8 protein-coding genes are annotated in these 26,287 nt (G+C 76.8%); 5 read left to right on the forward strand and 3 right to left on the reverse strand.

What is annotated here, in order from left to right:
• Positions 1-6: 6 nt before the first annotated feature.
• The 4 genes from ACFY4B_RS38540 (at position 7) to ACFY4B_RS38555 (ending at position 22,957) form a co-directional block, all read left to right on the forward strand.
• Positions 7-19,893, forward strand: coding sequence for a non-ribosomal peptide synthase/polyketide synthase (locus ACFY4B_RS38540; RefSeq protein WP_387975874.1), 19,887 nt, complete (start codon positions 7-9; stop codon positions 19,891-19,893).
• A 109-nt stretch (positions 19,894-20,002) separates the two neighbouring features.
• Positions 20,003-20,206, forward strand: coding sequence for an MbtH family NRPS accessory protein (locus tag ACFY4B_RS38545; RefSeq protein ID WP_049649584.1), 204 nt, complete (start codon positions 20,003-20,005; stop codon positions 20,204-20,206).
• A 93-nt stretch (positions 20,207-20,299) separates the two neighbouring features.
• Positions 20,300-20,812, forward strand: coding sequence for a GNAT family N-acetyltransferase (locus ACFY4B_RS38550; RefSeq protein ID WP_375873067.1), 513 nt, complete (start codon positions 20,300-20,302; stop codon positions 20,810-20,812).
• A gap of 84 nt (positions 20,813-20,896) precedes the next feature.
• Positions 20,897-22,957 (forward strand): DUF2264 domain-containing protein, encoded by a 2,061-nt coding sequence (locus ACFY4B_RS38555; protein WP_387975877.1) that lies wholly within the window; start codon positions 20,897-20,899, stop codon positions 22,955-22,957.
• Positions 22,958-22,994: 37 nt separating this feature from the next.
• Here the strand turns inward: ACFY4B_RS38555 and pip are convergent, their stop codons facing one another.
• The 3 genes from pip to ACFY4B_RS38570 form a co-directional block, all read right to left on the reverse strand.
• Positions 22,995-23,954, reverse strand: a complete 960-nt coding sequence (pip, locus tag ACFY4B_RS38560) for a prolyl aminopeptidase (RefSeq protein ID WP_387975880.1) — start codon at positions 23,952-23,954, stop codon at positions 22,995-22,997.
• Between the two features lie 89 nt (positions 23,955-24,043).
• Positions 24,044-24,487, reverse strand: a complete 444-nt coding sequence (locus ACFY4B_RS38565; RefSeq protein WP_117485973.1) for a hypothetical protein — start codon at positions 24,485-24,487, stop codon at positions 24,044-24,046.
• A 175-nt stretch (positions 24,488-24,662) separates the two neighbouring features.
• Positions 24,663-25,253 carry a TetR/AcrR family transcriptional regulator gene (locus ACFY4B_RS38570; protein WP_117485971.1) on the reverse strand — a complete coding sequence of 197 codons (591 nt, stop codon included), beginning with the start codon at positions 25,251-25,253 and terminating at the stop codon, positions 24,663-24,665.
• 99 nt (positions 25,254-25,352) lie between these two features.
• On the opposite strand from ACFY4B_RS38570, the gene ACFY4B_RS38575 reads away from it, so the two are divergent.
• Positions 25,353-26,267 carry an alpha/beta hydrolase family protein gene (locus ACFY4B_RS38575; RefSeq protein WP_387975883.1) on the forward strand — a complete coding sequence of 305 codons (915 nt, stop codon included), beginning with the start codon at positions 25,353-25,355 and terminating at the stop codon, positions 26,265-26,267.
• Positions 26,268-26,287: the final 20 nt, after the last annotated feature.

Below are 26,287 nucleotides of genomic sequence, written 5' to 3' on the forward strand. Positions count from 1 at the left end.
ACGACCATGACGCCTTCGACGCCTCCGACGCCCTCGAAGCGGGACCGCGCCGCGGCCCTGCCCGCCGACCTGCGCGAAGCCCTGCGCCGGCGGCTGGCCGGCCGGTCCGGCGGCGACGGGGCCGCCGCCGAGCGGGCCATCCCGCGCGCCGACCGCGGCCGTCCGCTGCCGCCGTCCTTCGTCCAGCAGCGGCTCTGGTTCCTCGACCGGCTGCGCCCCGGGGACCCGCGCTACAACAGCGCCGTCGCCCTGCGCTTCACCGGCGAGCTGGACCGCACCGCGCTCGCCGCGGCGCTGACCGCCGTGGTGGCGCGCCACGAGGCGCTGCGCACCACCTTCGCGGAGAGCGACGGCCGGCCGGTGCCGACCGTCCGGGAGCCCGCGCCGGTGGAGCTGCCGGTCCGCGAACCGGCCGAGGGCGAGAGCCTGGACGCCGTCCTGCTCCAGGAGTACTCCCGGCCCTTCGACCTCGAACGGGGGCCGCTGCTGCGCGCCCTGCTGGTCGCCGAGGCGCCGCACGCCCACGTCCTGCAGCTGACCGCCCACCACATCGTCACCGACGGCTGGTCGATGGGCGTCGTCCTGGACGAGCTGTGCACCGCCTACGAGGCCCTGGCCCGCGGCGCCGACCCGGCACTGCCCGAAGTCGCCGCCCAGTACCCGGACTTCGCGGCCTGGCAGCGCGAGCAGCTCGCCGGCGACCGGCTGGAGCGGCAGCTCGCCCACTGGCGGGAGAAGCTGGCCGGCGCCGTGCCGTCCGACCTGCCGCTGGACCACCCGCGGCGCGGCGAGGAGGCCGGCCCCGGCGGCCTGCACACCTTCACCGTGCCCGCGCCGCTCACCGCCCGGCTGCGCGCCCTCGCGACCGAGCAGCAGGGCACCCTCAACACCGCGCTGGTGGCCGGCACCCAGGCGCTGCTCGCCCGCTGGTCCGGCCAGCAGGATGTCACCGTCGGCTCGCTGATGGCCGGGCGCACCCGCACCGAGCTGGAACGGGCCGTCGGCTGCTTCGTCAACACGGTGGTGCTGCGCACCCGGGTGGCGCCCGACGCCTCCTTCCGCGAGCTGCTCGCCGCCGCCACCGAGACCGGCAACGACGCCCTCGCGCACGGCGACACGCCCTTCGAACGGATCGTCGAGGCGGTCGGCGCGCCCCGGGAGGCCGGCCGCAACCCGCTGTTCGACGTCCTGGTGCTGCTGCACCCCGCCCCGCCCACCGCCGGGGACCGGCCCGGACTCGCCACCGCCCCGGTCACCGTGCCCCGGCAGGCCGCCACCTTCGACCTCAGTGTGGAGTTCGTCCCCGACGGCGAGGCGCTCACCGGCGTCCTGGAGTACCGCGCCGACCTCTTCGACGCCCCCACCGCGGGCCGGATGGCCGAGCAGCTGCTGCGCCTGCTGGAGGGCGCCGCCGCCGAACCGGACCGCCCGCTGGCCACCCTGCCGCTGCTCTCCGCGCGGGAGACCGAGCAGGTCACCCGGGGCTGGAACGCCACCGAGCTGCCCGTCGAGGCCGTCGGCCTGCCGGAGCTGCTCCGGCGCCGGGCCGAACGGACCCCGCACGCCCTGGCCCTGGTCGCGGGGGAGGAGCGCCTCGACTACGCCGAACTGGACGCCCGCGCCGAACGGCTCGCCCGCCGACTGGCCACCACCGGCGCCGGCCCCGAACGGCTGGTCGCGCTGCGACTGCCGCGCACCGCCGACCTGGTGGTGGCCGTCCTCGCGGTCTGGAAGGTCGGCGCCGGCTACCTGCCGCTCGACCCGGCGCTGCCCTGGGAGCGGGTCGTCTACGTGCTCGAGGACGCCGGGCCGGCCCTGTTCCTGGACGAGGACACCCTGCGCGACCTGTTGGGCAACGACGACCCGGTCGACGTCGTCCTTCCCACGCCGGACCTCGCGACCCCCGCGTACGTGCTCTACACCTCCGGCTCCACCGGCCGCCCCAAGGGCGTCAGCGTCCCGCACCGCGCCCTGGCCCACCTGCTCGCCGCCCACCGGGCCGGCTTCGTCGCCGACGCGGGCGGCGGCCCGCTGAACGTCGCCCTGACCGCCTCCTTCTCCTTCGACACCTCGCTGGAGGGCCTGCTGCTGCTCGCGGACGGCCACCCGCTGCACCTCGTCGACGAGACCACCCGGATGGACCCGGCCGCCCTGGTCGAGTACGTCGTCCGCCACCGGATCGACTTCCTCGACCTCACCCCCTCCTACCTGCGCCAACTGCTGCCCGCCGGGCTGCTCGACGACCCCCGCCACCGCCCCCGGGTGCTGATGCTCGGCGGCGAGGCGGTCGCCCCCCGGCTCTGGCGCGAACTCGCCGCCCGCCCGGAGACGGCCGCCTACAACTACTACGGCCCCACCGAGTGCACCGTCGACGCCATCGCCTGCCGGATCGACGGCGGGGACCGGCCGCTGATCGGCCGCCCGCTGCCCAACGTCCGCGCCTACGTCCTGGACGGCCGGCTCCAGCCCGTGCCGCCCGGGGTCAGCGGTGAGCTCCACCTGGCCGGCGAACAGGTCGCCCGCGGCTACGACGGCCGCCCCGGCCTGACCGCCGCCCGCTTCACCGCCGACCCGTACGGCCCGCCCGGCACCCGGATGTACCGCACCGGCGACCTGGCCCGCTGGACGGCCGACGGGCGCCTGGAGTACCTCGGCCGCGCCGACGACCAGGTCAAGGTGCGCGGCCACCGGATCGAACCCGGCGAGATCGAGGCGGCCCTGCTCGACCTGCCCGAGGTCCGCGCCGCCGCCGTGGCCGCCGTCCCCGACGCCCACGGCCACCACCGGCTGGCCGCCTACCTGGTCTTCGCCGACGGCGCCGCCCGCCCCGCCGCCGACCTGCGCGCCGCCCTGCGCCGGGTGCTGCCCGACCACCTGGTGCCGTCCTCCTTCACCGTGCTCGACGCCCTGCCGCTCGGCACCAGCGGCAAGCTCGACCGCCGCGCCCTGCCCGCCCCCGAAACCGACGGCCGGGAAGGGGAGTTCACCGCCCCGCGCACCCCCGAGGAGGAGACCCTCGCCGCCATCTGGGCCGAGGTGCTGGGCGTGCCCAGGGTCGGCGTCACCGACAACTTCTTCGAGCTCGGCGGCGACTCGATCCTGAGCATCCAGGCCGTCTCCCGGGCCCGCGCGGCGGGCCTGCGGATCGGCTCCCAGGACGTCTTCCGCCACCAGACCGTCGCCGACCTGGCCGCCGCCGCCCGCACCGCCGAGCCGCCGGCCGCCCCCGCGCCGCGCCACCACCAGGACGGGCCCGCCCCGCTGACCCCCGTCCAGGAGTGGTTCTTCGCCGCCCACGGCCCGCTGCGGCACTTCACCATGTCGATGCTGCTCGACCTGCCGTACGGGCTGGACGAAGCCGCGCTGGACCGGGCGCTGGGCGCGCTGGTGGCCGCCCACCCGGCGCTGCGCACCCGCTTCACCCGCACCGGGGACGGCTGGCGGCAGGAGCCGGCCGCGGACGCCGGAGCGCTGCTGACCGCCCTCGACCCGGCCACCGGCCCCGCCGGCGACCGGGAGGCGGAGCGGGAGGCGGCCGCCGAGGCCGCCCGCGCCGAGCTGGACCCGGCCACCGGGGCGCTGCTGCGCGCCGTGCTGTTCCGGCCCGCCGACGGCGCCCGGCCCCAACTCCTCCTGACCGCCCACCACCTGGCCGTCGACAGCGTCTCCTGGCGGGTCCTGCTCGCCGACCTGGCACAGGCCTACCGGCAGGCCGCCGAGGGCCGCACCCCCGACCCGGCGCCCGAGCCCACCGCCTTCACCGACTGGGCCCACCGGCTCGCCGAACTCGTCCGGACCGGCGGCCTGGACGCGGACCTGCCGTACTGGACCGCCGAGACCGCCGCCCCCGCCGGGCCGCTGCCCGTCGACCTGCCCGGCACCCCCACCGCCGGCTCGGTGCGCACCCTGCGCCACCGGCTCGACCGGGCGACCACCGAGGCGCTGCTGCGGAAGGTCCCCGAGGCCTACCGGACCCAGGTCAACGACGTGCTGCTCAGCGCGCTGGGCCGGGCCCTCGCCGACTGGACCGGCACCGGGCGGGTCGCCGTCGCCCTGGAGGGCCACGGCCGCGAGGACCTCTTCGACGGCCTCGACCTCTCCCGCACCGTCGGCTGGTTCACCACCCAGTACCCCGTCACCCTGGACCTGCCGGAAGGGACGGACTGGGCCGCCACCCTCAAGCGGGTCAAGGAGCGGCTGCGCGCCGTGCCCCGCCGGGGCCTGGGCTACGAGGCCCTCGCCCGGCTCGGCTCGGCCGCCGCGCTGAGGGACCGTCCGCTGCCGCAGGTCTGCTTCAACTACCACGGCCAGTGGACCGCCCCCGAGGGCGGCGACTTCGCCCCCGCCGGGCAGGCCCCCGGCCGCGACCTCGCCCCCGACGAGCCGCTGGACCACCTGCTCGACGTCTCCGCCGTCGTCTCCGACGGCGAGCTGGAACTCACCTGGCACTACAGCGACCGGGTGCACCGGGAGGAGACCGTCCGGGCCCTGGCCGAGGCCACCGCCGCCGCGCTCACCGGCATCGTCGAGCACTGCGCGAGCCCCGGCGCCGGCGGCCGCACCCCCTCCGACTTCCCGCTGGCCGGCCTCGACCAGGCCGCGCTGGACCGGCTGGTCGGCGACGGCCGGGACGTGACGGACCTGCTGCCGCTCACCCCGCTCCAGGAGGGCATGCTCTTCCACCGCCTGGTCGGCGGCGAGGACGACGTCTACCTGGACCAGGCCGCCCTGCTGCTGGAGGGCGTCGCCGACCCGCACGCCCTCGCCCTGGCCTGGCAGCGGGTCGCCGACCGCACGCCCGCGCTGCGCACCTCCGTGGTCTGGGAGGGCGTGCCCGCCCCGCTCCAGGTGGTGCGCCGGGGCGTCCGGCTGCCGGTGACCCACCTCGACCTGCGGGCCGTCGACCCGGCCGAGCGCGCCGAACGGCTGGAGCGGCTGAAGGCCGAGGATCTCGCCCTCGGCCTGGACATCGCCACCGCCCCGCTCACCCGGCTCACCCTGGTCCGGCTGCCCGAGGCCCGGGTCCAGCTGCTGTGGACCTCCCACCACCTGGTCCTGGACGGCTGGAGCCTCGCCCAGGTGCTCACCGACGTGTTCGCCGAGTACGCGGCGCTCACCACCGGTGGCGCCCCCGCCCCGGCGGTGCGCCGGCCCTTCGCCGACTACGTGCACTGGCTGGCCGGCCAGGACGCCGGGGCCGCCCGGGCCCACTGGCGGTCCGTCCTGGACGGCTTCGCCACCGCCACCCCGCTGCCCGCCGACCGGGCGCGGCGCGAGGCCCACCGGGCCCGCTCGGCGGGCAGCCTCAGCGCCGCCCTGTCCGAGCAGGTCTCCGAGCAACTCGCCCGCACCGCACGGCAGTCCGGCCTGACCCTCGGCACCGTGGTGCAGGGCGCCTGGGCGCTGCTGCTGTCCCGCTACAGCGGCGAGCCGGACGTGCTGTTCGGCACCACCGTCTCCGGCCGGCCCGAGGAGCTGCCCGGCGTCGAGTCGATGATCGGCATGTTCATCAACACCCTGCCCACCCGGGTCCGGGTGGACGGCGAGCGCACCGCCGCCGACTGGCTGCGGGAGCTCCAGGCGGACCAGGCCGAGGCCCGCCGGCACTCGGCGGTCTCGCTCGCCGAACTCACCGGCTTCAGCGACGTCCCCGCCGGCAGCGCGCTGTTCGACAGCATCGTCGCCTTCGAGAACTACCCCTTCGACGACGCCCGCGCCGCCGGCACCGGGGTGCGCCTGGCCGAGGTCTCCTCCCGGGACGCCACCAGCTTCCCGCTGGTGCTGCGCGCCTACCAGGGCGGGCAGGTCGGCTTCGACCTCGCCTACGACCCGGAGCTGTTCGACGCCGCGACCGTGGACGCCCTCGCCGGGCGGCTGCGGCTGCTGCTCACCGAGCTGGCCGCCGGGCTGGACCGCCCGCTGCGCGCGCTGGCCTGGACCACCGAGGAGGAGCGCCGCCGGCTGCTGGTCGACTGGAACGGCACCGCGCAGGGCCGGCCCGCGCGCACCCTGGTCGACCTGTTCGAGGAGCGGGCCGCCCGCACCCCGCGGGCCGAGGCCGTCACCTGCGGCGGGGAGCACCTCGACTACGCCGAGCTGGACGCCCGGGCCGACCGGCTCGCGCACCGGCTGGCCGGGCTCGGCGCCGCCCCCGAGCGGTACGTCGCCCTGGCGCTGCCCCGCACCGCCGAGCTGGTGGTGGCCGTCCTCGCCGTCCTCAAGACCGGCGCGGCCTACCTGCCGCTCGACCCGGGCCTGCCCGCCGAACGCCGCGCCGAACTGCTGCGCGACGCCGCCCCGGTGGCCCTGGTCACCCTGGAGCCCCCGGCCGATCCGACCGGCATCGAGGTCCCCGTCCTCGCCCTGGCCGACCCCGCGGTGCGCGCCGACCTGGCCCGCCGCCCGGCCGGCCCGCTCGGCGCCGGGCACCGCCCGCTGCCCGACAGCCCCGCCTACGCCATCTTCACCTCCGGCTCCACCGGCCGCCCCAAGGGCGTCGTGGTGCCGCACGCCAACGTGGTCCGGCTGTTCGAGCAGACCCGGGAGCTGTTCGGCTTCGGCGCCGAGGACGTCTGGACGCTCTTCCACTCCTACACCTTCGACTTCTCGGTCTGGGAGCTGTGGGGCCCGCTGCTGCACGGCGGCCGGCTCGTCGTGGTGCCCGAGGACACCGCCCGCTCCCCGGACGACTTCCTGCGGCTGCTCGCCGAGGAGCGGGTCACCGTCCTCAACCAGACCCCGTCCGCGTTCCATCAGCTGGCCCGCGCCGACGCCGAACTCCCGGACATATCAGCCCGCTTGGCGCTGCGCACGGTGGTCTTCGGCGGCGAGGCGCTGGACGTCACCCGGCTCGCCGACTGGTACCGGCGCCACCCTGAGGACGCGCCGCGCCTGGTGAACATGTACGGCATCACCGAGACCACCGTGCACGTCACCCACACCGCGCTGGACCTGGCGACCGCCACCGCCGGCGGCCCCGGCCCGATCGGCACCGGCATCGCCGACCTGCGGCTGTACGTGCTCGACGGCGACCTCGCCCCGGTGCCCCCGGGCGCCGTCGGCGAACTGTACGTGGCGGGCGAGGGGCTGGCCCGCGGCTACCTCAACCGGCCCGGCCTGACCGCCGGCCGCTTCCTCGCCGACCCCTTCGGCGCCCCCGGCACCCGGATGTACCGCACCGGCGACCGGGCCCGCTGGCAGGCCGACGGCACCCTGCGCTACCTGGGCCGCGCCGACCAGCAGGTCAAGATCCGCGGCTACCGGATCGAACCCGGCGAGATCGAGGCCGCCCTCCAGACCCACCCGGGCGTCGCCCTGGCCACCGTCGGCGTCCACGAGGACGCCACCGGCACCCGCCGGCTGGTCGCCCACCTCGTCGGGGAGGACCCGGCCCGGCCGCCCGGCGCCGCCGAGCTGCGCGCCCACCTGGAACGCCTGCTGCCCGCCTACCTGGTGCCCGCCGCCTACGTCCCGCTGGCCGCCCTGCCGCTCACCCCCAACGGCAAGCTGGACCGGCGCGCCCTGCCGGTGCCCGGCCCGGACGGCTTCGCGGCCGGCCGCGGGCGCACCGCGCCCCGCACCCCCGCCGAGCGGCTGGTCGCCGAGGCCTGGGCGGAGGTCCTGGACACCGGCGCGGTCGGCGCCGAGGACGACTTCTTCGCCCTCGGCGGGGACTCCATCCTCGCCGTACGGGTCACCGCCCGGCTGCGCGCCGCCTTCGGCGCCGCCGACCTCTCGCCCCGGGTGCTGTTCACCCACCCCGTGCTCGCCGACCTGGCCGAGGCGCTCGGCGCCCCGCGCCCCGGCGCCGCACCGGCCGTCATCCCCGCCGCCGACCCGGCGGCCGAGGCGCCGCTCTCCTACGCCCAGCAGCGGCTCTGGTTCCTCGACCGCTTCGAGCCCGGCAGCACCGAGTACACCTCGCTGTCCGTGCTGCGGCTGCGCGGCGCCCTCGACCGGGCCGCCCTGGGCGCCGCCCTGGACGCCCTGGTCGAGCGGCACGAGGCGCTGCGCACCACGTACGCCGAACGGGACGGCCGGGCCCGGCAGGTGGTGCGCCCGCCGCACCCCGTCGAGCTGCCCTGCGCGGACGTCCCGGCGGCGGAGCTGGACGCCCACCTGGAGCGGATCGCCACCGCCCCCTTCGACCTCGCCGAGGGCCCCGTGCTCCGCGCCCACCTGGCCCGGACGGCCGCCGAGGAGCACGTCCTCGCCCTGGCGGTGCACCACATCGCCACCGACGGCTGGTCGATGGGCGTGCTCGGCCGCGACCTCGGCGAGCTGTACGCCGCCGCCCTCGAACGGCGGAGCCCGCGGCTGCCCGCGCTGCCCGTCCGGTACACCGACTACGCGGCCTGGCAGCGCACCCGCACCGCCGCCGCCGAGGCCGACCTCGACCACTGGCGCCGGGCCCTGGACGGCCTGGTCCCGCTGGAACTGCCCACCGACCGGCCGCGCCCGGCGGTGCGCACCCGGGAGGGCGCGCTGACGACCTTCACGCTTCCCGCCGAGCTGACCGCCCGGCTGCGCGAGCGCGGCCGCGAGGCCGACGGCACCCTCTACACCGTCCTGCTGGCCGCCTGCCAGGTGCTGCTGGCCCGCTGGTCCGGGCAGCGCGACGTCGCCGTCGGCACCGTCACCTCCGGCCGCGAGCAGGGCGAACTCCACGACGTGGTCGGCATGTTCGTCAACACCCTGGTGCTGCGCGGCGACATCCGCCCCGAACTGACCTTCCACGAGCTGCTGACCGCGGCCCAGCACACCGTGCTGGACGCCCTGGCCCACCAGGAGGTGCCCTTCGAACGGCTGGTGGACGCCCTCCAGCCGGAGCGCGACACCAGCCGCACCCCGCTGTTCCAGGTGATGGTGGCACTGCACAACCTCGGCGCCGAGACGCCCCCGCTGCCCGGCCTGACGGTCGAACCCGTCACCCCGCCGGTCCGCAGCGCCGCCTTCGACCTCTCCTTCGACTTCGCCGAGCACGGCGGCGGCCTGACCGGTTACCTGGAGTACAGCACCGGGCTGTTCGACGCGCGGACCGCCGAGCAGCTGGCCCACCGGCTGACCACCCTGCTGGCGGCCGTCGCCGAGGCGCCCGGGACGGCCGTCGGCGAGCTGCCGCTGATGAGCGGGGACGAGCGGCGGCAGGTGCTGCGCCAGGGCCGGGGCGAGCCGCTGCCCGGGCCGGACACCACCTTCACCGCCCTGTTCGAGGAGCAGGCCGCCCGCACCCCGGACGCCACCGCGCTGGTCGCCCGGGACGCCACGCTGGACTACGCCGCCCTCAACGCCCGGGCCAACCGGCTGGCCCGCCACCTGGCGGCCCTCGGCGCCGGCCCGGAGCAGGTGGTCGCCGTCCGGCTGCCGCGCACCTCCGACCTGGTGGTGGCGCTGTTCGCGGTGCTCAAGGCCGGGGCCGTCCTCCAGTTCGTCGACCCGGACCTGCCCGAGGAGCGGGCCGCCCTGCTGCTGGCGGACACCGAGCCGCGCACGGTGCTGACCGAGCGGGCCCTGCGCGAGGTGCCCTGGGACGCCCTGCCCGGCCACGACCTGACCGACGCCGAGCGGACCGCCCCGCTCCTGCCCGGGCACGCCGCCTACCTGATCCACACCTCCGGCTCCACCGGCCGCCCCAAGGGCGTGGTCGTCGAGCACCGCCAGCTGGTCAACCTCTGCCGCGACCACCGGGAGGGGATGCTCGCCCCGCACACCGCCGACGGCGCCCGGCTGAAGGTCGCCCTCAGCGCCTCCCTCTCCTTCGACACCAGCTGGGAGGGCCCGCTGCTGCTGGTCTCCGGCCAGGAGCTCCACCTGATCGACGAGGACGTCCGGCTGGACCCGCAGGCCTTCTGCGCCAGGATCGTCGAGCAGCGGCTCGACGTCGTCAACGTCACCCCCTCCTACCTGCGCGAACTCACCGCCGCCGGACTGTTCGGCCCCGCCCCGCACCACCCCCGGCTGCTCCAGCTCGGCGGCGAGGCGATCCCCGCCGCCACCTGGCGGGAGCTGGCCGAGGTCCGGGCCCGACTCGGCGTCACCGTCTACAACCTGTACGGGCCCACCGAGTGCACCGTCGACGCCGCCTACGCCCGCTGCGCCGACCACCCCGGGCGCCCGGTGATCGGCCGGCCGGGCCGCGGCGTCACCGCCTACGTGCTGGACGGCGCGCTGCGCCCGGTGCCGCCCGGCATGCCGGGGGAGCTGTACCTGGCCGGTCGGCAGGTCGCCCGCGGCTACCTCGGCCGGCCCGGGCTCACCGCCGGCCGCTTCCTCGCCGACCCGTACGGCGCCCCCGGCACCCGGATGTACCGCACCGGCGACCTCGCCCGCTGGGACGCCGCCGGGCAGCTGGAGTTCCTCGGCCGGGCCGACGACCAGGTCAAGATCCGCGGCTTCCGGATCGAGCCCGGCGAGGTCGAGGCCGCCCTGCTGACCCACCCCGACCTCGCGGACTGCGCCGTCGCCGCCCGCGAACAGGGCGGCCGGACCCTGCTGGTCGGCTACCCGGTGCCGGCCGGCGACCGGGTGCCGCCCGCCGAGGAGCTGCGCGCCTGGCTGCGGCGCACCCTGCCCGACCACCTGGTGCCCACCGCGTTCGTCCCGCTCGCCCGCGTCCCGCGCACCACCAGCGGCAAGACCGACCGGCGCGCCCTGCCCGCCCCGCCCGCCCAGCCGGACCGCACCACCCCGTACGTCGCCCCGCGCCCCGGCACCGAGGAGCGGCTCGCCGCGATCTGGGCCGAGGTGCTGGGCGTGCGGCGGGTCGGCGCCCGGGACAACTTCTTCGCGCTCGGCGGCGACTCCATCCTCAGCATCCAGATCGTCTCCCGGGCCCGCGCCGCCGGACTCGCCCTCACCACCAAGGACGTCTTCCGCTACCAGAACGTCGCCGAACTCGCCCTCTGCGCCGGGGAGTCGACCGTACGGACGGAAGCGGAGGAGGCCGAGCCCGCCGAGGCCCCGCTCACCCCGATCCAGCACTGGTACCTCGACGGGCGCCGCCCCGGCGAGGCGCTGTGCTTCACCATGACCCAGCGGCTGGTGCTGGCCCCGGACACCGACCCGGCGGCGCTGCGGCAGGCGGTGCTCGCGCTGGTGGAGCACCACCCGGCGCTGCGCACCCGCTTCCGCCACGGCGAGGCCGGCTGGCACCAGGAGGTCCGGGAGCAGGCACCGGACGGCGTCTTCACCCACCACCGGACCGTCCTGGAGACGGAGGTGCAGCGGGCCGCCGAGGAGGCCCAGCGCTCCCTCGACCCGCTCCAGGGCCGGATGCTGCGCGCCCTGTACTTCGACGGCGGCGCCGGCCGGCCCGGCCAGCTCGTGCTGACGATCCACCACCTGGCCGTGGACGGCGTCTCCTGGCGCATCCTGCTGGCCGACCTCGAAGCCGCCCACCACGCCGCCCGCACCGGCGCGCCCGTCCGGCTGCCGGAGCCGGGCACCTCCTACACCCGGTGGGCCGCCCGGCTGGAGCGGCACACCCGCTCCGGTGCCCTGGACGGCGACACCGCGTACTGGACCCGCACCGGCGAGGCCCCGGCCGGACTGCCCGCCGGGCGCCTGGGCGCCAACACCCACGGCGCCGCCGCCACCGTCACCGTGACGCTGGACGAGGCGACCACCGGGGCGCTGCTGCGCCGCGTCCCGGAGGTCTACCGCACCCAGGTCAACGACGTCCTGCTCAGCGCCCTCGGCCGCACCCTGGCCCGCTGGTGCGGCCGGGACACGGTGCTGATCGGGGTGGAGGGCCACGGCCGCGAGGACCTCTTCCCCGACCAGGACCTCTCCCGGACGGTCGGCTGGTTCACCGCCGAGTTCCCGCTCGCCCTGCGCGTCGACCCCGAGGCCGGCTGGCACCACACCCTGCGCTCGGTCAAGGAGCAGCTGCGCGCCGTCCCGCTGCGCGGACTCAGCCACGGCGCGCTGCGCCACCTGCTCCCGTCCGCCCTCCCGGAAGGCGCGGCCGCGCCGCAGGTCGGCTTCAACTACCACGGCCAGTGGGACACCCGCACCGGCGCCGACGGGCTGCTGCGCGGCTCGCTGCCCCCGGCCGGGCGCGACACCGACCCCGACGAGCCCCGCCCCTACCTGCTGGACGTCATCGGGGCCGTCCAGGACGGCCGGCTCGAACTGGGCTGGACCTACCCGGCGGAGGTCTACGAGGAGGCCGCCGTCCGCGCCCTCGCCGAGCAGACCCTCCAGGCGCTGCGCGAGCTGGCCGAGCACTGCGCGGGCCCCGGCGCCGGCGGCCGCACCCCGTCCGACTTCCCGCTGGCCGGCCTCGACCAGGAACGGCTGGACGGCCTGGTCGGCGACGGCCGCGAGGTCGCGGACCTGCTGCCGCTGACCCCGCTCCAGTCCGGCATGCTCTTCCACGGCCTGGTCGACGAGGACGGCGCCTACGTGGACCGGATCGCCGTCCGGCTGGCCGGCGTCGGCGATCCGGCGGCCTTCGCCGCCGCCTGGCAGCAGGTCGCCGACCGCACCCCGGCGCTGCGCACCGCCGTGCACTGGCGCGGCCTGCCGCACCCCGTCCAGCTGGTCGCGCGCCACGCCGCCCTGCCCGTCCGCCACCTCGACTGGCGCGCCCTGACGCCCGAACGGCGCGCTGAGGAGACCGAGCGGCTGCTCGCCGAGGAGCGGGCCGCCGGCCTGGACCTGGGCTCCGCGCCGCTCACCCGCCTCGTCCTGGCCGCGCTGCCCGGCGAGGAGGTGCTGCTGCTCTGGTCCACCCACCACGTGATCCTGGACGGCTGGAGCACCGGCCAGCTGCTCACCGAGGTCTGCGAGGAGTACGCCGCGTTGACCGGCGGCCCGCAGGCGCCCCGCCCCGTACGCCGCCCGTTCGCGGACTTCCTGGCCTGGCTGCGCGAGCAGGACGGGCGGGCCGCCGAGGAGCACTGGGGCGCCGCGCTCGCCGGGTTCACCGAACGGACCGCGCTGCCCTACGACCGCCGCCCCGCCGGCGCCCACCGGGCCCGCTCCACCGCCGCCGTCCACCGCGTCCTGGACGAGGCGGCCTCCGCCCGGCTGCGGGAGAACGCCGCCGCCGCCGGACTGACCGTCAACACCCTGGTCGAGGGCGCCTGGGCGCTGCTGCTGGCCCGCTACGGCGGCACCGCGGACGTCGTCTTCGGCACCACCGTCTCCGGGCGCCCGGCCGAACTGCCCGGCGTCGAGACGATGATCGGGCTGTTCATCAACACCGTGCCCGCCCGGGTCCGCATTCCCTCGGGCGGCGTGCTGCCCTGGCTGCGCGACCTCCAGGACCGGCAGAGCGAGGGCCGCGGCCACGACCACCTGGCGCTGACCCGGATCCAGGGCCTGAGCGAACTGCCCGCCGGGGAGCCGCTGTTCGACAGCATGCTGGTGTTCGAGAACTACCCCGTCGACGAGTCCGCCGCGGACCGCACCGGCGTCCGGGTGGTCGAGGTGCGCGCCGACGACGCCACCACCTTCCCCTGGTGCCTGCGCGCCCACCTGAGCGGACAGCTCGCCTTCGACCTGGCGTACGACCCCGCGCTCTTCGACCAGCGCACCGCCCGGGACGCCGCCGACCGCCTCGCCCTGCTGCTGACCGCCCTCGCCGACGGCCTGGACGGCGACCTCGCCGCACTGGACCCGCTCACCCCGGCCGACCGCGACCTGCTCGCCTCCTGGCACGCCACCGCCCGCCCGCCGGAGCCGCGCAGCCCGCTGCGGATCTTCGCCGAACAGGTCCGCCGCACCCCCGACGCCCCCGCCGTGCGCGAGGGCGGGCGCGAGCTGAGCTACCGCGGGCTGGACGATTGGTCCGACCGGCTGGCCGCCCGGCTGCTCGCCGACGGCCTGGCCCCCGAGGACCGGGTCGCGCTGGCGATGGACCGCGGCACCGAACTCGTCGTCGCCCAGCTGGCCGTCCTCAAGGCCGGCGGCGCCTACCTGCCCGTCGACCGGCGCGCCCCCGAGGAGCGCCGCCGCACCCTGCTGGAGCGGGCCGGCGCGGCCGCGACCCTGACCGCCGGACAGGTCGCCGCCGCCCGCGACGCGGCGGCCGCCCCGGACCTGCCGCCCGCCGACCCCGACCGGCTGGCGTACGTGATGTACACCTCCGGCTCCACCGGCGAGCCCAAGGCCGTCGCCGTCCGCCACCGCGACGTCGCCTCGCTCGCCACCGACAGCCGCTTCACCGGCGGTCGCTGCGCCCGGGTGCTGCTGCACTCGCCGGTCGCCTTCGACGCCACCACCTTCGAGGTCTGGGCGCCGCTGCTGAACGGCGGCTGCGTCCTCGTCGCCCCCGACGGGCCGGTGGACGCCGCCCTGCTGCGCCGCCTCGCCGGCCCCGACGGGCCGACGGCGCTCTGGCTCACCGCCGGGCTGTTCCGGCTCCTCGCCCAGGACGCGCCGGACTGCTTCGGCGGCCTGCGGACCCTGTGGACCGGCGGCGACGTGGTGCCCGCCGCCGCCGTGCGGCGCGTCCTGGCGGCCTGCCCCGGGCTGACCGTGGTGGACGGCTACGGGCCCACCGAGACCACCACCTTCGCCACCGCCCACGCCCTGTCGGACGCCGCCGCGGTGCCCGACACCGTCCCGATCGGCCGCCCGCTGGACGACCGCCGGGCGCACGTCCTGGACGCCCGGCTGCGGCCCGTCCCGCCGGGCTGCGCGGGCGAGCTCTACCTGGCCGGCGAGGGCCTGGCCCGCGGCTACCTGGGCCGCCCCGGCGCGACCGCCGCCCGCTTCCTCGCCGACCCCTCCGGCCCGCCCGGCGCCCGGATGTACCGCACCGGGGACCTCGCCCGGCGCCGCCCCGACGGCACCGTGGAGTTCCTCGGCCGCGCGGACGACCAGGTGAAGATCCGCGGCTTCCGGGTCGAGCCCGCCGAGGTGGAGGCGGCCCTCGCCGCCCACCCGCTGGTCGCCGACGTCGCCGTGGTCGTCCGCGAGGACCGGCCCGGCGCCCGCCGGCTGGTCGCCTACGCCGTCGGCACCGACGGCGCCCCCGACCCCGGCGAACTGCGGGAGTTCGCCGCCCGCGCCCTGCCCGACTACCTCGTCCCGGCCGCCTTCGTCCCGCTCGACGCCCTCCCGCTCAGCCGCAACGGCAAGGTCGACCGCGCCGCCCTCCCGGCCCCCGAGGAGCGGCCCGGCGGGCGCCGCGAGCGGGTCGAACCGCGCACCGCGGCCGAACGCCGCACCACCGAGCTCTTCGCCGAGGTCCTCGGCATCCGCCCGCCCGGCACCGACGAGGGCTTCTTCGACCTCGGCGGCGACTCCATCCTCAGCATCCGGCTCGCCGCCCGCCTCACCGAGGCCTTCGGCACCGAGCTCGGCCCCCGCGCCGTCTTCGACCACCCCACCCCGGCCGGCCTGGCCCGGCTGCTCACCGAGGAGCCCGCCGCCCCGGCCCGCCCGCCCGTCGTCCCGGTGCCCCGCACGGGCGCCGCCCCGATGTCCCACGCCCAGCAGCGCCTCTGGTTCCTGGAGGAGTTCACGCCCGGCGTCTCCGAGAACGTCGCGCTCGCGCTGCGGCTGCGCGGCACCCTCGACGCCGGCGCCCTCGGCGCGGCCCTGGACGCCCTGACGGCCCGGCACGAGTCGCTGCGCACCACCTTCGACAGCGTGGACGGCCACGGCGTCCAACTGGTCCACCCGCCGCACGCCGTGCCGCTGCCGCTGCACGACCTCTCCGGGCGGCCCGCCGACGAACGGCCGCGGGCCCTGCGCTACCTGCTCGCCGCCGACCGCGCCCGCCCCTTCGACCTGCGCCGCGGACCACTGCTGCGCGCCACCCTGGCCCGGCTGGCCGACCGCGAGCACGTGCTGGCGCTGACCCTGCACCACATGGTCACCGACGGCTGGTCCACCGGCGTGCTGCTCACCGACCTGGCCCACCTCTACCGCGCCGAACTCGGCTCCACCGAAGCCGAGTTGGCGCCCCTGCCGGTGCAGTACGCCGACTACGCCCACTGGCAGCGCACCGCCGGGGCGCCCACCGGGGACCAGCTCGCCTACTGGAAGGGCCAACTGACCGGCGTGGTCCCGCCGCAGCTGCCCACCGACCGGCCCCGGCCCGCGGTGCGCACCGCCAACGCCGCCAACGCCGCCACCGTCCGACTGGAGCTGCCCGCCGACACCGCCCGCCGGCTGGCCGAGGTCGGCCGGCGGCGCGGCGCCACCCTGTTCACCACCCTGGTCGCCGCCGCCCAGGCCTACCTGGCCCGGCTCTGCGGGGACACCGACATCACCGTCGGCACCATCACCTCCGGCCGGCACCGGCCCGAGGTCCAGCGGCTCGTCGGATTCTTCGTCAACACCCTGGTGCTGCGCTCCCGGGTCGAACCCGGACAGCCCTTCGACGCCCTCCTCGGCGAGGTGCGGCAGACCGTCCTGGACGCCTTCGCCCACCAGGACGTGCCCTTCGAGAAGGTGGTCGACGAAGTCCAGCCGGTGCGCGACACCAGCCGCAGCCCGCTGTTCCAGGTCCACGTGGTGCTCCAGAACGCGCCGTCCGCCGAACCCGACCTCCCGGGCCTCGACGTGACCGGCATCGAGCCCGACGCCGTACGGACGCCCTTCGAGCTGGTGCTGGAGTTCGTCGAGACCGCGAGCGGCGCCCTGCACGGCCTGTTCACCTACGACACCGACCTGTTCGACCCGGCCACCGTCGAGCGGATGGCCGGCCAGCTCGCCACCCTGCTCACCGCCGTCGCCGAGGACCCGTCCCGCGCCGTCGGCGCGCTGCCGCTGGCCGGCCCGGAGGAGTCGCCCGCCGAGCCGCACGGCGGCTTCCGCCCCGTCCCCGAGGCGACCCTGCCCGAGCTGTTCGAGCGCCGGGCCGCCGCCACCCCCGGGGCACCGGCCCTGCTCGACGGCGAACGGGAGCTGAGCTACGCGGACCTCGACCGGGCCGCCAACCGGCTGGCCCACCAGCTCATCCGGCGCGGCGTCGGCCCCGAGCGGCTGGTCGCCCTCGCCCTGCCCCGCTCGGCGGCCATGGTGGTCGCCCAGCTCGCCGTCGCCAAGGCCGGCGGCGCCTTCCTCCCCGTCGACCCCGACTACCCGGCGCCCCGGCGGGAGTTCATGGTCCGCGACGCCGCCGCCCACCTGCTGCTCGACGACCCGGCCCAGGTCTGGGCCGCCGAGGGCCCGGACACCGCGCCCACCGACGCCGACCGCACCAGCGTCCTCACCCCCGCCCACCCCGCCTACGCCGTCTACACCTCCGGCTCCACCGGAACGCCCAAGGGCGTCCTGGTCACCCACCGCGGCCTCGCCGTCTTCGCGGCCGCCGCCGCCGAGCAGTACGCCGTCGGCCCCGGCGACCGGGTGCTCCAGTTCGCCTCGCCCAGCTTCGACGCCTCCGTCCTGGAACTGTGCATCTCGCTGCTCTCCGGCGCCGCCCTCGTCACCGGCGAGGAGGGGCCGCTGGTCGGCGAACGGCTCGCCGAGGCCCTGACCGCCCGCCGGATCAGCCACACCCTGATCCCCCCGGCCGCCCTGGCCACCCTGGAACCCGAGACCGCCGCGGCCCTGACCGGGCTGCGCACCCTGGTCGTCGGCGCCGAGGCCTGCCCGGCCGACCTGGTCGACACCTGGGCCCCCGGCCGGCGCATGGTCAACTCCTACGGCCCCACCGAGGCCACCGTCGTCGCCACCTGGACCGGCCCGCTCGCCCCCGGCAGCGGCAGCCCCGCGATCGGCTGCCCCAGCGGCGCCACCCGCGCGTACGTCCTGGACACCGCCCTGCGGCCGGTGCCGCCCGGCGTCACCGGGGAGCTCTACCTGGCCGGCCCCGGCCTCGCCCGCGGCTACCTCGGCCGCCCCGGCCTCACCGCCCGGAGCTTCCTCCCCGACCCGTACGGCGCCCCCGGCGAGCGGATGTACCGCACCGGCGACCTCGCCCGCCGCGCCGCCGACGGCCAGCTCCGGTTCGCCGGACGCGCCGACGAGCAGATCAAGCTGCGCGGCTTCCGGATCGAACCCGGCGAGGTCGAGAGCGCCCTGCGCCGCAGCCCCCTGGTGCGCGACGCCGTCGTCACCGTCCGCGCCGACGGCCCGGGCGGCGGCCGGCTGGTCGGCTACGTCGTCCCCGCCGACGCCACCGCCGGCGCCCCCGCCCTCGACCTGCGGCTCCACCTCGCCGAGACGCTGCCGCCGCACCTCGTCCCCTCGGCCTTCGTCGCGCTGGAGCGGCTCCCGCTCACCCCCAACGGCAAGCTCGACCGGCGGGCCCTGCCCGACCCCGGTCCCGCCCAGGCCGCGGCCGGCCCCGGCCGGGCGCCGGAGACCGACCTCGAACGCCGGATCGCCCGGATCTGGGCCGACGTCCTCGGCCTCGACGAGGTCGGCGCCGACGACAACTTCTTCCTGCTCGGCGGCGACTCCATCCTCAGCATGCAGGTGGTCTCCCGGCTGCGCCGCGACGGCCTGCACCTGGCCACCCGCGACCTGTTCAGCCACCAGACGGTGGCCGAACTGGCCACCGTCGTACGCACCGCCACCGAGCGCGCCGACGACGGCCCGGTGACCGGCGGCGTCCCGCTCACCCCCATCCAGGAGTGGTTCCTGACCACCCCGCGCGCCGCCCACCACCACTTCAACCAGTCCACCCTGCTCGAACTCTCCGCCGACCCCGACCCGGCGGCGCTGCGCACCGCGCTCGACGCCCTGCTGGAACACCACGACGCCCTGCGGATGCGCTTCACCCGCGACGAGGCCGGCTGGCACCAGTTCAACCCGCCGCCCGCCCCCGCCGAGGACCTCCTGGTCCACCACGACCTGACCGGGCAGGACGCCGGGGCCGCCGACGCGGCCATGGCCAAGGCCGCCGACGAGCTGCACGCCGGCTTCGACCTGGCCCGCGGCCCGCTGCTGCGCGCCGCCCTGTTCACCGGCCACCCGGAGCACCCGGCCCTGCTGCTCCTGGTCGCCCACCACCTGGTCGTCGACGCCGTCTCCTGGCGGGTGCTGCGCGACGACCTGGAGAGCGCCCACCGCCAGGCCGTCCAGGGCGGACCGGTCACCCTCGGGGAGCGCGGCACCTCCTTCCGGGACTGGGCGCAGCGGCTCGCCGCCCATGTCGCCGAGGGCGGCCTGGACCACGAACTCCCGTACTGGGAGGAGGCGGTGAGCGCCCGGGCGGACCTGCCCGGCAGCCCGTCCGGGACCGGCGGTCCTTCCGGGACCGGCGGCCCTTCCGGTGCCGGCGGTGCCGAGACCGCGGCGGTCACCGTCGAACTCGACGAGGCCGACACCGAGGCGCTGCTGCGCGCCGCCCCCGCCGCCTACCGCACCCGGGTCAACGACGTGCTGCTGGCCGCCCTCGCCCTCGCCCTGGCCCGCTGGAGCGGGCAGCAGCGGATCGGCCTGGACCTGGAGGGGCACGGCCGCGAGGACCTGCTGGACGGCGTCGACCTGTCCCGTACGGTCGGCTGGTTCACCACCGTCCACCCCGTCACCTTCCACGTCCCCGACCCGGCCGAGCCCGGCCCGGACCGCGACTGGCGCGCCCTGGTGAAGTCCGTCCGCCGCCAGCTGCGCGCGGTGCCCGGCAACGGCCTGGGCTTCGGCGCCCTGCGCACCTTCGGGACGCCCGGGGTCCGCGAGCGCCTCGCCGCCGGTGGCCACGGCCAGGTGGTCTTCAACTACCTCGGCCAGTGGGACGCCCGGCCCGAGGCCGCCGGCGACGGCCTGGTCCGCGCCGAACTCGGCTCCTTCGGCCAGGACCACGACCCCCGGGACGGCGGCTCCCACCCGCTGGAGGTGGTCGGCGCGGCCCAGCACGGACGCCTCGCCTTCACCTGGCACCACCGGCCCGCCGTCCATGACACCGGGGCCGTCCGCCGGGCCGCCGAGGACTTCGCCGCCGCCCTGCGGCAGATCGCCCGGCACGCCCGGGGAGGACGGTGACGACCCCGCCCACCCGTACCGACACCGCGCCCCCGTACCGACCCCGCCCACCCGTACCGACCCGTACCGACCCCGCCGAGACCGACCGACGATGACGAAGGAGCCCGACATGGACGAGAACACCCGCTACCAGGTGCTGCGCAACGACGAGGAGCAGTACTCCCTCTGGCCCGCCGACCTCGACGTCCCGGCCGGCTGGCAGCCCGTCGGCACCGAGGGCACCGAGGCCGAGTGCACCGCCTACGTCGACGAGGTGTGGACCGACATGCGCCCGAAGAGCCTGCGCGAGCGCATGGAGAACGCCCGAGCCTGACCGGCCGCGGGGACGGGGCCGCCGGCCGCGCCGACCGGCCCCGCCCCACGGCTGCCGCACCACCGAACCACCACGACCCAAGAGGAGAGCGGCATGACCCCTCAGCTGCGCACCGAGCACCTGGAGTTCATCCCCTACCGGCCCGAGGACGAGGACGCCTTCGTCTCCCTGCTCCGCAACGCGGACGTGTGCCGCTGGATGGGCCAGGACCTCGTGCCCGAGCCGGACATCCGCACGCTGTTCCGCGCGATCCTGACCGACGTCTACCCGCAGCACCTCTTCGACATCTGGGGCCTCTGGCTGGACGGCGCGTACGCCGGCCACGCCGAGGTCAAGCGCACCGGGAACGTCGACGGCCACGAGCTGGTCACCGCGCTGGCCCCGGAGTTCTGGGGCCGGGGCCTGGGCGCCGAGGTGGTCCGCGGCCTGATCCGCTACGCCGGCGACGAACTGGGGCTCAAGGAGGTCTACGGCATGGTCGGCGCGGAGAACACCCCGAGCCTGGCGATGTGCCGCCGGCTCGGCTTCCGCCACCTGCGCGACGTGGTCGGGGACGACGGCTCGGTGACCAAGCTGCTCGCCGTCTCCACCGCCGACCCGGCCTGAGCCGCCCGGGCCCGCGGCGCGCCCGGCCGTACGGTGAGGGTGCCGGAGCCGCCGGCACCGTCGCCACCAGGAGGAGGCCGCCGTATGCGGGACCGACCGACCGCGGGGCCCGACCTGCCGCCCGAGGACCGGGCGGGCGCGCCGGTGACGGGCTGGACCCGTCGGCACTGGATCGCCGTCGCGGACCACCTGCTGGCGTCCCTGCGGCCCTACCGCAGCCCGCTCGGGGCGCGGATCTCGCCACCGGGGCGCGGCAGTTGGTCGGGCGGCGACACCGACGGCCTGGAGGGCTTCGCGCGGACGGCGGTGCTGGCCGCCGTCCGGCTGGCGGCCGGGGACGAGCCGGCGCGCGGCCGCCTCGGAGAGCTGGCCGAGCAGGTCACCGCCGGGCTGCTCGCCGGCACGGACCCGGGCGGGCCGGAGCGCTGGCCGGCCGTCACCGACTACTCCCAGCAGATCGTCGAGGCCGCGTCGCTCGCGGTGGCCCTGCACGAGTCCCGCCCGTGGATCTGGGAGCGGCTGACCTCCGGTCAGCGCGAGCAGGTGGCGGGCTGGCTCGGCGGGACGGTCGGCCGGGGCGTCCGGGAGAACAACCACGTGCTCTTCCAGGCGGTGGTCGGCGAGTTCCTCGCCTCCGTCGGCGCCGGGCACGACCGAGGCGAGATCGAGGACCGGCTGGACCGGATCGAGCCGTGGTACTCCGGCGACGGCTGGTACCTGGACGGGCCGGAGACCCGCCACGACTACCGCTCGGGCGGCCCGCGGGAGTTCGCCGTCGGCCCGGAAGCGGCCTACGACGCCGGCCGCCGCTTCGACCACTACAACGCCTGGGGGTTCCACCTCTACCCGCTGCTCTGGGCGCGGATCGCCGGGGAACGCGCCGGGGCCAGGGCGGCGCTGTACCGCGAACGGCTGCACCGCTTCCTCGCCCAGTACCGCTGGCTGTTCGGGCCGGACGGCGCGGTGCTCCACCAGGGGCGGTCGCTGAGCTACCGCTTCGCCTGCCTGGCCCCGGTCTGGCTCGGGGCGCTGGACGGCGCGACCCCGCTCACCCCGGGGCAGACCCGCCGCCTGGCCTCCGGCGTGCTGCGGCACTTCACCGAGCGGGGCGCGCCCGACCCGCGCGGCCTGCTCCCGCTCGGCTGGTACGGGGAGCAGAGCGCGGCCGCCCAGGTCTACAGCTCGCCCGGCTCGCCGTACGCGGCGGCCATGGGGTTCCTGGGGCTGCTGCTCCCGGCCGGCCACCCGGTGTGGACGGCGCCCGAGGAGCCGCTCGCGCGGGAGCGCGCCGACCTGACGGCCGCGCTGCCCGTCCCCGGGTTCCTCGTCCACCGGACCGCCTCCGACGGGCTCGTCCGGGTGCTCAACCACGGCTCCTGCTACCTGACCGCCCCGCCGGCCGTCGAACGCGACGAGCCGCACTACGCCAGGCTCGCCTACTCGACCCGCACCGGGCCGGTGATCGGCCCGGAGGCGCCACGGATCGACAACCACCTGGCGCTGCTCCTGCCCGACGGCACCGCCACCCGCCGCGAACGCATCCACCCGCTCGCCGTGACCGACCGGTACGCCGCCTCCTGGCACCGGCCGCTGCCCCCGGGCGGGGCCGTCCCCGGCGCGGCGCCGCCGCCCGTGGTGAGCGTCTCGGTGCCGGCCGGGCCCTGGGAGATCAGGGTGCACGGCCTGCGCCGGCCGCCCGGCTGGGGCCTGCGCGAGGGGGGCTACGCGCTGGCGGCCGAGGCGGAGCCGGAGACGGTCCTGCGGGGGCTTCCGGGCGCGGCCGTCCGGACGGCACCCGGCGCGAACGACCCGGGGCTGGTCAGCGCGGTGCTCGGGCTGCACGGCTGGACGGCGGCGGAGGTGCACCGCCGCGAGCGGGCGAACGCCTTCGGCCACCGCTGCGCCGTTCCCCTCCTCGTGCTCCCGCCCGCTCCGGCACGGGTATGTGACGAGTCGTCAGAACGGATCGAGGTGGTGGTCGGCGCCGTGCTGCTGACCGGCGCGCCGGGGGCGCCCCCGGCACCGGAGGTGGCGGTCCGGGTGGCGGGCACCGAGGTCCGACTGACGTGGCCGGACGGGCGGGAACTGCTGGTCCGCCCGGTCCTGCCGTGGCAGGCCCCGGTCGACCGCGGTCCGGCGACCTGAGTTCAGGGCCGGCGAGGTCGCCTCCGAGGCCTGGGGGTCAGCGGTTCTTGAACTCCTCGATGGCGCTCCGGGTCGCCTGCCCCATCGCCTCGCTGCCGGCGTGCCCGGAGTCCTCGATGATGTGGAGCCGTGCCCCCGGCCACGCCTTCGCGAGCTCCCAGGCCGTCTGCACCGGGCAGCCCATGTCGTGCCGGCCGTGGACGAGCACGCCCGGGATGCCGGCCAACAGGTGGGCGTCGCGCAGCAGTTGGTCCTCCTCCAGCCAGGCGCCGTGGCTGAAGAAGTGGGCGCAGATCCGGACGAAGGCGATCCGCGCGTCCACCTCGCGGTCGCTGTACATGCCGGGCGAACCGTTGGGCTCGTTCGAGACGACCGCGTCCTCCCAGGCGAGCCAGTCGGCGGCGGCCCTCTCCCGGACGGCGCGGTCGGGGTTCTCCATCAGCCGCGCGTACGCCGCCAACAGGTCGCCGTCCCGCTCGTCTTCCGGGACGCCGTCGCGGAACCGGTCCCACGCCTCCGGGTGGAACCGCCCGGCACCCCGGTAGAGCCAGTCGATCTCGGCCCGCCGGGCCGTCGTCACGGCCGGGATGACGATCTCGGTGACCCGCCCTGGATGCCGCTGCGCGTAGGCCAGGACGAGGGTCGACCCCCAGGAGGCGCCGTTCAGCAACCACCGCTCCACGCCGAGGTGTTCGCGCAGCCGCTCCATGTCGTCGATCAGGTGCCGGGTCGTGTTCAGGCTCATGTCCGCCGCCGGGTCGCTGGCGTGCGGGGTGCTGCGGCCGCAGTTGCGCTGGTCGAAGCGGATCACCCGGTAGCGCTCCGGGTCCCAGGCCCGGGTCGGCCGCCGCGGCGCCCCCGCACCCGGGCCGCCGTGGACGTTCAGGGCGGGCTTGCCGTCCGGGTTGCCGAGCTGCTCGTAGTAGAGGCGGTTGCCGTCTCCGGTATCCAGGAACCCGGTGTCGTACGGCTCGGTCGGAGGATAGAGGTCAACCATGACCGCCGATCGTACGCGGAGGCCGCAATGGGTGGAAGGCGCCGCTGGCGCTCCGCCCCGGAGCCGGTTCGCACTCGACTGGCTTCGGGTCAGGTCCGCTTGCGGCTCGCGATCTCGTCGGAGAGCCGCTGCACGTGGGCGGGGTCCGCGTCCCGGGCGAGGGCGACGTAGTGGTCCATGACGGCCGGCCGGTAGCGCACGGGAAACGTCTGCCCCGGGGCGAGTCGGGTGATCTCGGTGATCGTGAGGTTCTCGTCCGCGATACCGCGGAACGAGATGCCGCCGATGGTCTCCACGTCGAGCATCAGGGCCACGCGTGGGCTGCCGCCGCTGCTGATCTCCCGCCAGTCGACGAGAACGCCGAGCGCGAGCGCCCCCGTGCGCAGTTCCGCATTGCGCTTCCGTGCGTCCCTGCTCAGGACCGGGTTCGGGGCGATGCCCGGGAAGTCCGGCCCGACGCCGAGCGCTTCCCGACTCAGGTCGGGCCTGAGCCGCGCCGCCATGTCGTTGAGCTTCTTCTCCGAACCGAACATCCTGTCCCCTCCCTCACGCCGGTGCCGGAATCCCGGCCCGGCGCTTCGTTTTCGCCGCGATTGTACGTCGCGGCCGTTCCCGGCCTCCGGCGCATCACCCCGTCCCGACGGGGTCGCCTGATCGATGGTGACCCCGACGGTGCGTCCCGTGGCAAGACCGTGCGGATTCCCGTCGTCAGGCCGCCGCGGGACCGTCCGGGGGCATGGTGGTCCGGCAGCCGGCGAGGAGCCGGGAGACCATGGCCCGCGCATGCTCGCGGTCGTAACCCGGGCCCAGGATGCACAGGTTGCCGACCGCGCGCATCAGCGTGTAGGCGGTGACGTCCGGGTCGAGTTCGCCCCGGGCCGCGGCGGCGTCGAGGAGCGAGGCGCAGGCCGGGACCAGTGTGTCGAGCATCAGGGAGTGCAGGCTCTGCAGGCCGGGGTCCTCGGACTGGAGCGCAGCCCCCAGTCCGTGCTTCGTGACCAGGAACTCCACGAACGCGTCCATCCACCGCTCCAGGGCCTCGCCCGGCCTCGGCGACCCCGCGAGGTCGGCGGCGAGCTGCGCGCACTCGTCCACCTGGTGCCGGTAGACCGCGACGACCAGCTCCGCCCGGGAGGGGAAGTGGCGGTACACGGTGCCCAGGCCCACGCCGGCCCGGCCGGCGATGTCGCGGATGGGCGCCTGGACGCCCTGCTCGACGAACACCTGCGCCGCGGCCGCGAGCAGGGACTGGCGGGTGCGCTGTGCGCCTGCCGCTCTGGAGCCGGCCGATGGGGACAAGGTCTCACCTCTGGTTCGCGGAACATTGTTCCGCTAATGTGAGCGGAACATCGTTCCGCCAAGTATGCGGCACGCGTCCTCCCGACAGAGAGTCCGCACATGCTCACTCCCGCGCAATCCCGGACGAAGACCGTCGCGGTCAAGCCCATCACCGTTCCCGCCGGTGGGCGGGCGGTGCCCCTGCAGGTCAAGGTGACCGCACCGGCCGAGGGCCGCGGCCTTCCGGTCATCGTGTTCTCCCACGGCAACGCGTGGTCGATGGACGGCTACGAGCCGCTGGTCGACCGCTGGGCCGCCGCCGGCTTCGTCGTCGTGCAGCCGACCCACCTGGACTCGCGCCGCAACGCCATAGGGTTCGACGATCCGCGGTTCGGCACCGTCTGGCGCGTGCGCGTCGACGACCTCCACGCCGTGCTGGACCACCTCGACGCCGTCCTGGCCGAGGCGGGCGACCTGATCGACCGCGCCGACCAGAGCCGTGTCGCCCTCGTCGGGCACTCCTGGGGCGCCCAGACCGTCGGCGCCCTGCTGGGCGCCCGGGTGTTCGACGCCCAGGGCGTCCCGGGCGAGGACCTCTCCCACGGCGGAGCGACGGCGGGCGTGCTCATCGCGGCGACCGGCACGGGCGACTCGCTCACGCCGTTCGCCGTCGAGCACCTGCCCTTCATGCGGCCGGACTACTCCACCATGACCACGCCGGCGCTCGTCATCGCGGGCGACAAGGATCGATCGAGGATGTCCACGCGCGGACCGGACTGGTTCCTCGACGCCTTCGACCTCAGCCCCGCCCCCAAGCGGCTCCTCGTCGTCCCCGGCGGGGAGCACACCCTGGGCGGCATCGCCGGGGAGGCCGTGAGCGAGACCACCGACCCGGACGCCGACCGGGTCGCCCTCGTCGCCGACGCCGTCGCCGCGTACCTCCTCGACGCCCTCGGACTCGGCCCCGGTGCGTGGTCCCGCTTCCGCGCCGACGCCGAAGCCGCCGGGCAGGCGTCCTTCCGGCACAAGGACTGACCCCGGCCCGCATTCGCCGC

Source organism: Kitasatospora sp. NPDC001261 (assembly GCF_042896795.1).
Taxonomy (GTDB): Bacteria; Actinomycetota; Actinomycetes; order Streptomycetales; family Streptomycetaceae; genus Kitasatospora.

Coding starts and splice junctions, on each gene's coding strand:
- pip (WP_387975880.1), bottom strand. CDS start 23,954: ATGGTTGACCTCTATCCTCCGACCGAGCCGTACGACACCGGGTTCCTG.
- ACFY4B_RS38550 (WP_375873067.1), top strand. CDS start 20,300: ATGACCCCTCAGCTGCGCACCGAGCACCTGGAGTTCATCCCCTACCGG.
- ACFY4B_RS38540 (WP_387975874.1), top strand. CDS start 7: ATGACGCCTTCGACGCCTCCGACGCCCTCGAAGCGGGACCGCGCCGCG.
- ACFY4B_RS38545 (WP_049649584.1), top strand. CDS start 20,003: ATGGACGAGAACACCCGCTACCAGGTGCTGCGCAACGACGAGGAGCAG.
- ACFY4B_RS38565 (WP_117485973.1), bottom strand. CDS start 24,487: ATGTTCGGTTCGGAGAAGAAGCTCAACGACATGGCGGCGCGGCTCAGG.
- ACFY4B_RS38555 (WP_387975877.1), top strand. CDS start 20,897: ATGCGGGACCGACCGACCGCGGGGCCCGACCTGCCGCCCGAGGACCGG.
- ACFY4B_RS38575 (WP_387975883.1), top strand. CDS start 25,353: ATGCTCACTCCCGCGCAATCCCGGACGAAGACCGTCGCGGTCAAGCCC.